A 9877-nucleotide genomic window follows, 5' to 3' on the forward strand; every position below is an offset into this window, starting at 1 on the left:
CGGCCAGCACCTCGCCCGAGTCGGCGCAGCTCGCCGAGCTCGCGCGCGCGACGGCCGGGCACCGGTGGGGCGAGCACCCGCCGGGCGCTGCCCAGCTGGAGCCGGAGATGGTCAGCGGACACGTCGAGGCGGCGCTGCTGCAGCTGCTGGTGCGGCTCAGCGGCGCGCGTCGTGTGCTGGAGATCGGCACGTTCACCGGCTACGCGGCGCTCGCGGTGGCCGAGGCGCTGCCGGCCGACGGCGTCGTGGTCACGTGCGAGGCGGACCCGCGTGCCGCGGCCGTGGCCCGTGAGGCGTTCGGCCGCTCCGACGACGGAGGTCGGGTCGAGCTGCTCGAGGGACCGGCGCTGGCGTCGCTGGAACGGCTCGAGGAGTCGTTCGACCTCGTGTTCATCGACGCCGACAAGGAGGGCTACACGGCCTACCTCGACCTGCTCCTCGAGCGCGGGCTGCTGGCCGACGGTGCTCTGGTGGCCGTCGACAACACGCTGATGCAGGGCGTCGCGTACGGTGCCCCGCCCCGGTCGGAGCGCGAGGAGGAGCAGGGTCGGGTGATCGCTGCGTTCAACGAGCGGGTGGCGTCCGACCCGTCGCTCGTGCAGGTCGTCCTGCCCGTGCGCGACGGACTCACCCTGCTGCAGCGGAGGGTCGATGGCTGAGGTGCGGGCGGCGGCGAAGTCACTCGGCGCGCTCGGGCTGCTGTCGCTGGCAGCGCCCGTGGCGGCTGCGGCTACGACCGGAGCGGCGCTCCTCGGACGTGCGCGGCAGCAGGACGAGCGGCGAGCCGTCCGGTCCGGTCCGCCGCTGACCGTCATGGTCAGCGGGGGGAAGATGACGAAGGCCCTCGCCCTGTGCCGTGCCTTCCACGCTGCGGGGCACCGCGTGGTGCTGGTCGAGGCCGAGAAGTACCGCTGGACGGGGCACCGAGCGTCGCGCAGCGTCGACGTGTTCCGCACGATCCCGGGGCCGGACGATCCCGCCTACGCGCAGGCGCTCCTGCGGGTCGTCGAGGAGGAGGGCGTCGACGTCTACGTGCCGGTCTGCGCGCCGGCGACCGCCATCGCGGACGCCCGCGCGAAGGCCGTGCTCGAGACCCGCTGCCGCGTCCTGCACCTCGAGCCCGAGGAGGTCGTGATGCTCGACGACAAGGCGGCGTTCGCGCGCCGCGCGGCCGCCCTCGGCCTGAGCGTCCCGGAGACGCACGAGGTGCACGACGTCGAGGACGTCATGGCCTTCGACTTCGCGAGCCGCCCGCGGCCGTTCATCCTCAAGAGCATCGCCTACGACCCGGTGCACCGGCTCGACCTCACACCCTTCCCGTTCGGCCCGACTGCGAAGGACCGCGAGGCGATGCGCCGGCACGTGGCCGCGCTGCCGATCTCGCCGTCAAACCCGTGGATCCTGCAGGAGCTCGTGGAGGGCGAGGAGCTGTGCACCCACGGCACGGTGGTCGACGGGCGCCTGCGCGTGCACCTGTGCTGCCCGTCGTCGGCGTTCCAGGTGAACTACGCGATGGTCGAGCGGCCGCGCGTGCGGGAGTGGGTGGAACGGTTCGTCGGCGAGCTCGGCCTGACCGGCCAGGTCTCGTTCGACTTCATCGAGGCCGCCGACGGCACGCCCTACGCCATCGAGTGCAACCCGCGCACCCACTCGGCGATCACGATGCTCGACGGCCACCCCGGCCTCGCCGACGCGTACCTCGGGCCCGACCACGAGGGCGAGCCGTTGCAGCCGCTCCCCGGCAGCCGGCCCACGTACTGGCTGTACCACGAGCTCTGGCGGCTCCTGGTGCGCGAGCGTCCGCGGCGGAGCACGCTGCGCGTCGTGCTCGAGGGTCGCGACGCCATCTGGTCGGTGCGCGACCCGTGGCCGTTCCTGCTCGAGCACCACCGCCAGGTCCCGGTGCTGCTGGCACGCAGCCTGGTGCGGGGTCGCGACTGGATCCGCATCGACTTCAACATCGGCAAGCTCGTGGAGGCCGCCGGTGACTGAGCGACGCACGGTGCTGCACCTCGTCGGGTCGCCCACCGACGAGTTCTTCGCCGATCTCTCGCGGCTGTACGCCGGCGGCTGTCTCGAGGCGCTCGCCGACGTGCCTGGCTACGACCACGTGGTGGTGTGGGTCGGGCCCGACGGTCGGTGGCGCTTCCCCGCCGACCTGAGCCGAGAGGCGATCGAGGCGGCGGAGCCGGTGGAGCTGGCGGAGGCCGTGGGTCTGGTCCGGGGGATCGCCCCCGACGTGGCGCTGCCCCAGCTGTTCTGCATCGCCGGCATGACGACCTACCGTGCGTTGCTCGACGTGCTGGGGGTGCCGTTCGTCGGGAACTCCGCCGACGTGATGGCGCTCGCGGCGCACAAGGAGCGCACGAGGGCGGTGGTGGCGGCCGCCGGTGTCGACGTGCCGCCGGGCCGGGTCGTGCGCGGCCACCCGGACGTCGACGAGCGTCTCCTCGACGACGCGGTGGAGGCGGTCGGCCTGCCGGTAGTGGTGAAGCCGGTCGACGCCGACAACTCCACCGGCGTCGCCCTCGTCGGCGACCGCGCCGACCTGCGGGCCGCCGTCGTCGAGGCAGCGCGCGAGACGTCCGTCGGCGACGTGCTCCTGGAGCGCTTCGTGCCGCTGGGTCGGGAGGTCCGCTGTGCCGTGCTCGAGACGGACGACGGCCTGCGTGCGCTCCCGTTGGAGGAGTACGCGGTCGATGCGCAGCACAAGCCGATCCGCGACCGCGCCGACAAGCTCGCCGGGTCGGGCGACGACCTCGCGCTCGTCGCCAAGACCCACGACCACGCCTGGATGGTGGCCGACGACGACCCTGTCGTGCCCGCGGTGCAGGAGGCCGCAGCGCTCGCGTTCCGTGCGCTCGGCTGCCGCGACTACGGCCTCTTCGACTTCCGCGTGGACCCCGAGGGCCGCCCGTGGTTTCTCGAGGCCGGCCTCTACTGCTCGTTCGCCCCGTCGAGCGTGGTGGTGATGATGGCGGCCGCCGGGGGCACACCGCTGCCCGAGCTGTTCGTGTCCGCGGTCGAGCGGACCCTCACCCGCCGGTGAGGCTGTTCAGCGTGCTGTGATCGGCACGGCTACCGTCCTGCCCCCGACCGCGGGGTAACGCAGGACGAGGCCCGCCTGCGTGCTTTCGACCCCCCACTCCGGCGCTACCCCCTGCGCAGCGTCCGCGTCGGGTGCCTGGACGTCAAGAGGGGCCAGCACCGGACCGTCCCCGACGAGGACGGTCACGCCGACAAATCCGTCGTCGGCGGCCTGCAGCTCGTACAGTCGCAGCACCACGGCGGGACCTCCGTTGGGCACGTCGAGTCGTTGGTACCGAGGTTCGAAAGCGCTGTCCAGGCCGCACACCGCCCAGGTCCCGAGCCACCCGAGTACGCACAGACCTGTCGCCGACCAGCACAGGAGTGCCACCACGTCCCCGCTCCGGTCTGCGAGTCGCATCAGCGCGACGATCGCGGTCCAGAGGGCCAGCGCGACGGCAGCGGCAACCATCATGATCCGTGCCCGTCCGGAGTCGAGAGGCCCGATCATCAGGACGCCGCCCTCGGGAACGACGACACCGAGAACCGCCCAGAGCGCGCCCGCCAGCACGGCCAGCCCGCCGAGCAGGACCTCGGGAAGCCGTGGCCACCGCGCCCTCGACCTCACGCCCGTCCCCTCACGTCATCGCTTGTGTCGCGAGTCTCGCAGGTGCGCCGCGACCAGCTCAACGCGTGTGCCGTCTCCCGGGACGACAGGACGGTCGTCGTCCCCTCGCTGGGTCGGCAGCGCGACCTCCGCCTCGCCGCCGCCGAAGGCCGGGTAGCGCAGGACGGGGCCCGCCTGGGTCTGCGCGACGGTGAGGCCCTCTCGGCACAGGGCGAACGTGTCGGCCGGTGGCGCAGCGTGGGGGATGGGGCGGAACGTCGAGCCGACGCCCGAGAGGACGGCGACGTAGGTGACGTCGTTCGCGATCAGCGGGCCCTCAGCGAGCGGGACGACGACAGCGGGACAGCTGCCGGGGAGGGCCACCCGCTCGTAGCTCGGTTCGAACACGCTGACGACCATGCACATCGCGCAGGTCGCGAGCCGGCTGGTGGCGGCTGCGACGACCCCGAGTCCGCAGGCGACCGCAGCCGCGCCGCCCCGGCGCCGAGCCTGGCGCAGCAGCACCAGCACGATGGCTGCTGCAGCGGCGGTCGCGGCTGCCCCGACGAGGAAGATCCTCAACCGTCCCGAGTCGACCGGACCGAGCATCACCACGCCGCGCGTCGGCGTGGCCACGCCGACGACGATCCAGGCCAGCGCGGCGACGGCCGCGAGACCGGTCAGCACGAGCGCGGCGCGCTGGTCGCGCCACAGCGACCCGACCATGCGACCTCCCGCGGACACGACGACGCGGCCAGTCTGCCCGACGCCCACGGTGCGAGGTGCTCGTTCGCGGGGATCGACCCCTGCAAGCACCGGAACGCCCTCGAGTGCGCGAAGCCCCCTTGGCGCGGTCCTCGGTGAGACCGGGGCGACGCTGTGCTCGTTGTCGGCTGTGACGACGGTGTCGACCACCGGAGGGGCGGTCGGCCTTGACCCGGACGGCGACCTGCTCCAGGTTGGACCATCATGACCATGCTGAGCTCGCTGAGTCCGCTGCCGCACTCGTGGCGTGTGTGTCGGTACGAAGAACAGCTGCGGGGACACAAGGGCTGGGAGTCGTGGATCGACAAGGCCGATGTCGGAGACAGGTTCAACGGGATCGTCCTGTCCGACGAGGAGTATCTCCGCGTCGAGAACACCTACATCGCTGCGGTCGTACGTTTCGCCGTGGCGACCTCGGCCACGTTCTTCCGGGTTTCCTGGCTGCACCACCAGGATGCGAACTTTGCACTGACTCCTGGCCAGATCGTCGTCCGCTCGGACGTGGGACCCATCGTCCGGGGCAATCTGCGAGGTGAGCTCGACTGCTGTCTCGACGCTGTCAACGATCGGCTGCACATCGAGTTCGGGTACGACCTGTACATGTACGTCGCGGCCGACGATCCGTGCGAGAGAGCAGTCGCCGGTGCCGAAGAGGACGGCCTCTGGCTCACGCCCAACTTTCCTCTCCGGCGGTGGGACGACGACGATACGTGACCGGCACACGTGCGGCGACGAGTCCATGAACAAGCGGAACCGGATAGGCGAAAAGCACGACGAGTCGGCGGGAAGTGATCTCGAATGAGTGGGCGGAAGCGCCTGAAGCTGTTGAAGGCACGGTCTTCGCTGTGCCCCTGGGCGACGGCCGGACTGCGATCGGTCAGATTGCCACTATGAAGAGTAAAAAGATCCTCTACATCGTGCTCTTCGAGCAGATGGTGCCCGATGACGAGGTGGAGATGGCCTGGCAGTCGGCGATTCAGAGCCCGATCGTGATCGCGGGCTCTTCGTTGGATGCGCGCCTTTATCACGGCTTCTGGACGATTCTTGGAGTTGCGGACGTTCCGGATCCGCTCCACTTGCCAGCGAGCAAGGTCGCGATCGGCATGCCCCCCACGGTCTACGTGACGGACTATCGCGAAACTCGTCGACGTCTGGCCACTTCTGACGAAGCCGAGACGCTGCCCAACATCACCACGGTGTCGCCCATGCGGCTAGAGAAGGCGTTCAAGGCGCTTCACGGCCTCGAGCCGTGGCTCGAGGTGTACGACCCGCTGTTGCCAGCGAACATCGTCACGGAGCCCATGGTGTTTGGCGAGGAAGGTGTCGATCAGTCGTAGAGTCTGGTGATCGTCCCGTGCTCCCAGGAGAAGTAGGATCGCGGTGACGCGAAGTCGGCGGGCGGGTCGCTGATAATCACGGTCCAGGCCTGGGCGCGCTGCGCAGCGAGGCGGGGAAGTTCATGAGGTTCCTGTAGTGGAGTACTTCACGCACGAGGGAATCCTCTACGAGTTGTTGATCATCTCCCTTGCTAGCGAGGACGGGTACGGAGTCGAGCTGACAGACATGTCGGCGACCGGTGGTCTGCTCGCGGAAGTGCGCGTGGCGAACGGCACGATCACTCCTCTGCGTCAGGCTCCGATGCCCGCCGCCGTGTACGCCCGGTGGACGGCAGCCGTGATCGAGCTGGCCGAGCTGCCGCCGCTCGACGATGAGGTCGAAGACTGAACCCCGGTCCCGCGCCGCGCCTGGGCAGGGACGCGTCATCGCCAGGGACCTTGACGGGTACACCCGATCAGGTGCGTTGAAGAGTGCAGAGCGGGTCACACACCTGGAGACGAGAGTCATCCGCCCGGGGTCGGTCGGCCTTGACCCGGACGGCGACGTCCTCCAGGGTGGACCATCGTGACCTTGCTGAGCCCGCTGCCGTACTCCTGGCGTGTGAGCAGGTACGAAGAACAGCTGCGGGGCCCGGGGTGGGAGTCGTGGGTCGAAGTGCCCGACATCGGAAGAAGGTTCAACGGGATCGTCCTGTCCGAGCAGGAGTACCTGCGTGTCGAGAACACCTATCTCGCCGCGGCGGTGCGTTTCGCCGTCGCGACCTCGGCCTCCTTGTTCCGGGTTGCCTACTTGGGGCGCCAGGATGCCAACTTTGCGCTCACTCCTGGCCAGCTCGTTGTCCGGTCCGATCTGGGAGCCATCGTGCGGGGCAGCCTGCGAAGTGAGCTCGACTGCGCTCTCGAAGCTGACAACGGTCGGATGCAGATCAGCTTCGGGTACGACCTGTACATGTACGTCGCGTCCGACACTCCGTGCGAGGCAGCCGTTGCCGGGGCGGAAGAGGACGGCCTCTGGCTGAATCCAGGCGTACCTCTCGCTCTGTGGGAGGAAGACGACGCTTGACCAGCGCACGCACGTCGACGAGCTCACTCGTGCGACGAACATGAGCTCGGATGTTGCGGCAGCTCGGGGGTCGGAGGGAGGTGACCCGCGGTGACGGCGCATGTTCACGTGTACGTGAGTCTCGAGCGTGACGACGACGGGTACCCACCGTTCGAGGTCGAAGAGCTTGACGCGGTGCGCGAGAGCCCAGGCCGGTGCCGCATCCTGGGTGCTCCGGTGTTCGCGTACGGACTGGCGCCCGGTGACGTCGTCAACGTGGTGAAGGTGATGGGTGAGGGCGACCAGCTGTGGGTCACTGAAGTCCTCGAGCCGTCAGACAACTGGCTGGCGCGGGTCTCGACCCATGGCGAATGCACTGACGAGGACGCAGTCGGCGTGTTCCGCTCACTGGGTTGTGATGCCCACGCGACCCAACACAGTCTGGTCACGGTCGTCGTTCCAGCGTCTGTGAAGCCGGAGCTGGTGTTGCAGACGTTGCGCGACGGACAGGATCGTGACGATCACTGGTACTTCGATCTCGGCGTGGGGCCGTCGAACGCGGGGTGATGTGCGCCGTCGACCATCCACGCGGGCATGGGAACGGAACTACCGGTCGGCTGGCTGCTCCTCGGCGAACCGATCAGCGAGTCGAAGGCCCGACGGCGAAGGACGATCGCGACGGGACGGCGGCCTTGACGCGAACGGCGATCTCCTCCAGGTTGGAAAGTGATGACCTTAATGAGCCCGCTTTCGCACTCGTGGCGTGTGTGTCGGTACGAAGAACAGCTGCGGGGACAAAAGGGCTGGGAGTCGTGGATCGGCATGTCTGATATCGGAGAACGGTTCAACGGAATCGTTCTATCCAATCAGGAGTACGTCCGCGTCGAGAACACCTACATCGCTGCGGTCGTGCGTTTCGCCGTGGTGACCTCGGCCTCTTTGTTCCGCGTTGCCTTCCTCGGGAGCCAGGGTGCCGACTATGCGCTGTCTCCTGGCCAGCTTGTCGTCCGGTCGGACGTGGGACCCATCGTCCGGGGCAACCTGCGAGGTGAGCTCGACTGCGCTCTCGAGGCTGTCAACGGTCGGCTGCAGATCGCCTTCGGCTACGACCTGTACATGTACGTCGGGGCCGACATCCCTTGCGAGAGAGCGGTTGCCAGTGCCGAGGAGGACGGACTGTGGCTCGAGCCAGGCGTTCCTCTGAGGTCGTGGGAGGACGACGACGCATGACCGGCGTACGTGCGACGACGACTCAACGCGCGGACCCAGCGGCGCGAACGGAGGGCGACGGCTCGAGGCCCGCGTCGAGCCCGACGGGCGGATGCCCCGACAGACGAAGAACCTCGAACCTCACGAGGAGGTCCGAGGTTCTCACGTCGAACTGATGGTCGGGGTGACAGGATTTGAACCTGCGGCCTCGTCGTCCCGAACGACGCGCGCTACCAAGCTGCGCCACACCCCGGCCGTCATCCTCAGCGGGAGGACGACCTCGACGAGTCTACCCCAGTCAGGGTGAGCAGGGTGGCCTCGGGTCGGCACGCGAACCGCACGGGGGCGAAGGGCGACGTGCCGAGGCCGCCGGACACGTGCAGCCAGGAGGGTTCGGAGTCGACCGCCTGGTGCGTGCTGAGACCCTTCACCCGTCTGCGGTCGAGGTCGCAGTTGGTCGCGAGGGCGCCGTAGAACGGGACGCAGAGCTGGCCCCCATGGGTGTGGCCGGCCAGCACGAGCGGGTAGCCCTGGCTCGACGCGCGGTCGAGCACGCGCAGGTACGGCGCGTGGGCCACCGCCACCGCCAGCTCGGCGTCGGGGCCGAGCTCCGCTGCCGGCGGGATCGCGTCGAGGTCGTCGAGCTCGAGGTGCGGGTCGTCCACCCCCGCGAACGCCAACGGACGCCCGCCGACGTCGAGGTGGCCCGTGGTGTTGTTCAGGTCGAGCCAGCCGGACCCGACGAGCCCCGAGCGCAGCTCCTCGAACGGCAGCGTCGGCTCCCGGTTCCACGAACCGCCCGCCTGGGTGCCCGTGCCGCCGACGAGGTAGCGCAGCGGATTCTTCGGCACCGGCGCGAAGTAGTCGTTCGAGCCGAACACGAACACGCCGGGGCGCTCGAGCAGCTCGCCGTAGGACTCGAGCAGTGGCGGCACCGCGTCGTGGTGGGCCAGGTGATCGCCGGTGCTGACGACGAGGTCGGGCTCGAGGTCGGCCAGACCGCGCAGCCAGTCGCGCTTGCGTCCCTGGTTGGGCACCAGGTGCGCGTCGGACAGGTGGAGGACCGTCAGCGGGTCGGCGCCCGGCGCCAGCACCGGCACCGACACGTGCCGCAGCGCGAACCAGCGCGCCTCCAGCCAGCCGTACCCCACGCCGGCTGCGCCCGCACCGACCAGCCCCAGCGGTACCGCCACCGTCGCCCTCATGCCACCAGCCTAGGTCGGGACGGGGAGCCCCGGCGAGGTCGGTGAGAGGATGGCGCCATGGCAGCGCTCAAGGACCGACTCCGTACCGACCTCACCGCCGCGATGAAGGCCCGCGACTCCCTGCGCGCCGGCACGCTGCGCATGGTGCTCACGGCCGTCACCAATGCCGAGGTCGCGGGCAAGGAGGCGCGCGAGCTGAGCGACGACGACGTCCTCGGTGTGCTCACCTCCGAGGCCAAGAAGCGTCGCGAGGCGGCCGAGGCGTTCGACGCCGGCCAGCGTCCGGAGCTCGCGCAGAAGGAGCGCGACGAGGCCGCGATCCTCGCCGAGTACCTGCCCGAGCAGCTCACCGCCGAGGAGGTCCACAAGCTCGTGACGGCCACCATCGACCAGCTCGGCGTGGCTGGCGACGGCATGAAGGCGATGGGCCGCGTCATGGGTGCGCTGCAGCCGCAGGTCAAGGGTCGCGCCGACGGTGGCGTCGTGGCGGCCGAGGTGAAGAAGGCACTCGGCGCCTGAGTCGTCGGGCAACGTCGTCCGGTCGGACCGTTCAGGCCCGACCGGACGACGCGCTGCGTCTGCTCAGCGACCGGGGCGGTCGCCTCCGTTGCCGCCGCCGCGGGCCTGGTCGCCGCCGCCACGGTTGCCACCGCGAGGCTGGTCACCGCCGCGGGCCTGGTCGCCG

The 9877-nt window shown here is 69.8% G+C and carries 13 protein-coding genes and 1 tRNA gene; 10 read left to right on the forward strand and 4 right to left on the reverse strand.

Going from position 1 to position 9877, the window contains the following annotated elements; genetic code table 11:
- From NH339_RS15445 to NH339_RS15455, 3 genes are all read left to right on the forward strand, one after another.
- Positions 1-659 (forward strand): O-methyltransferase (locus NH339_RS15445; RefSeq protein ID WP_253026920.1); only part of this gene is annotated, 659 nt, incomplete at its 5' end.
- On the forward strand, positions 652-1992 hold the full coding sequence (locus tag NH339_RS15450; protein WP_253026922.1) for a hypothetical protein: 1341 nt from the start codon (positions 652-654) through the stop codon (positions 1990-1992). The genes NH339_RS15445 and NH339_RS15450, both read left to right, overlap by 8 nt.
- Complete coding sequence (locus tag NH339_RS15455; protein WP_253026924.1) at positions 1985-3049, forward strand: ATP-grasp domain-containing protein; 1065 nt, start codon at positions 1985-1987, stop codon at positions 3047-3049. Before NH339_RS15450 ends, NH339_RS15455 begins: the two co-directional genes overlap by 8 nt.
- A gap of 6 nt (positions 3050-3055) precedes the next feature.
- On the opposite strand, the gene NH339_RS15460 is transcribed toward NH339_RS15455, so the two are convergent.
- Positions 3056-3655 carry a hypothetical protein gene (locus NH339_RS15460; protein ID WP_253026926.1) on the reverse strand — a complete coding sequence of 200 codons (600 nt, stop codon included), beginning with the start codon at positions 3653-3655 and terminating at the stop codon, positions 3056-3058.
- A 15-nt stretch (positions 3656-3670) separates the two neighbouring features.
- A complete protein-coding gene (locus NH339_RS15465) occupies positions 3671-4360 on the reverse strand; it encodes a hypothetical protein (RefSeq protein WP_253026928.1) in 690 nt (229 codons plus the stop codon).
- 243 nt (positions 4361-4603) lie between these two features.
- Between NH339_RS15465 and NH339_RS15470 the strand changes: the two genes are divergently transcribed.
- From NH339_RS15470 to NH339_RS15495, 6 genes are all read left to right on the forward strand, one after another.
- On the forward strand, positions 4604-5113 hold the full coding sequence (locus NH339_RS15470) for a hypothetical protein (RefSeq protein ID WP_253026930.1): 510 nt from the start codon (positions 4604-4606) through the stop codon (positions 5111-5113).
- Positions 5114-5187: 74 nt separating this feature from the next.
- Positions 5188-5736 carry an immunity 26/phosphotriesterase HocA family protein gene (locus NH339_RS15475; protein ID WP_253026932.1) on the forward strand — a complete coding sequence of 183 codons (549 nt, stop codon included), beginning with the start codon at positions 5188-5190 and terminating at the stop codon, positions 5734-5736.
- A gap of 136 nt (positions 5737-5872) precedes the next feature.
- Positions 5873-6124, forward strand: a complete 252-nt coding sequence (locus tag NH339_RS15480) for a hypothetical protein (protein WP_253026934.1) — start codon at positions 5873-5875, stop codon at positions 6122-6124.
- Between the two features lie 177 nt (positions 6125-6301).
- A complete protein-coding gene (locus NH339_RS15485) occupies positions 6302-6799 on the forward strand; it encodes a hypothetical protein (RefSeq protein WP_253026936.1) in 498 nt (165 codons plus the stop codon).
- Between the two features lie 114 nt (positions 6800-6913).
- Positions 6914-7345 carry a DUF4265 domain-containing protein gene (locus NH339_RS15490; protein ID WP_253026937.1) on the forward strand — a complete coding sequence of 144 codons (432 nt, stop codon included), beginning with the start codon at positions 6914-6916 and terminating at the stop codon, positions 7343-7345.
- Between the two features lie 162 nt (positions 7346-7507).
- Positions 7508-8008, forward strand: coding sequence for a hypothetical protein (locus NH339_RS15495; RefSeq protein ID WP_253026938.1), 501 nt, complete (start codon positions 7508-7510; stop codon positions 8006-8008).
- Positions 8009-8163: 155 nt separating this feature from the next.
- Here NH339_RS15495 and NH339_RS15500 read toward each other — a convergent pair.
- Positions 8164-8240: transfer RNA gene (locus tag NH339_RS15500), tRNA-Pro, on the reverse strand.
- Positions 8241-8250: 10 nt separating this feature from the next.
- On the reverse strand, positions 8251-9192 hold the full coding sequence (locus NH339_RS15505; protein ID WP_253026939.1) for a metallophosphoesterase: 942 nt from the start codon (positions 9190-9192) through the stop codon (positions 8251-8253).
- Positions 9193-9249: 57 nt separating this feature from the next.
- On the opposite strand from NH339_RS15505, the gene NH339_RS15510 reads away from it, so the two are divergent.
- The gene (locus NH339_RS15510) at positions 9250-9711 is read left to right on the forward strand and encodes a GatB/YqeY domain-containing protein (RefSeq protein ID WP_253026940.1); all 462 of its coding nucleotides are present in this window, start codon (positions 9250-9252) and stop codon (positions 9709-9711) included.
- Positions 9712-9877 lie beyond the last annotated feature (166 nt).

The organism is Aeromicrobium sp. CnD17-E, assembly GCF_024124745.1.
Classification (GTDB): Bacteria; Actinomycetota; Actinomycetes; order Propionibacteriales; family Nocardioidaceae; genus Aeromicrobium.

What these genes read in the sequence shown, in the direction of transcription:
- NH339_RS15450 (WP_253026922.1), top strand. Translation starts at nt 652, where the DNA reads ATGGCTGAGGTGCGGGCGGCGGCGAAGTCACTCGGCGCGCTCGGGCTG.
- NH339_RS15465 (WP_253026928.1), bottom strand. Translation starts at nt 4,360, where the DNA reads ATGGTCGGGTCGCTGTGGCGCGACCAGCGCGCCGCGCTCGTGCTGACC.
- NH339_RS15470 (WP_253026930.1), top strand. Translation starts at nt 4,604, where the DNA reads ATGACCATGCTGAGCTCGCTGAGTCCGCTGCCGCACTCGTGGCGTGTG.
- NH339_RS15495 (WP_253026938.1), top strand. Translation starts at nt 7,508, where the DNA reads ATGACCTTAATGAGCCCGCTTTCGCACTCGTGGCGTGTGTGTCGGTAC.
- NH339_RS15505 (WP_253026939.1), bottom strand. Translation starts at nt 9,192, where the DNA reads ATGAGGGCGACGGTGGCGGTACCGCTGGGGCTGGTCGGTGCGGGCGCA.
- NH339_RS15510 (WP_253026940.1), top strand. Translation starts at nt 9,250, where the DNA reads ATGGCAGCGCTCAAGGACCGACTCCGTACCGACCTCACCGCCGCGATG.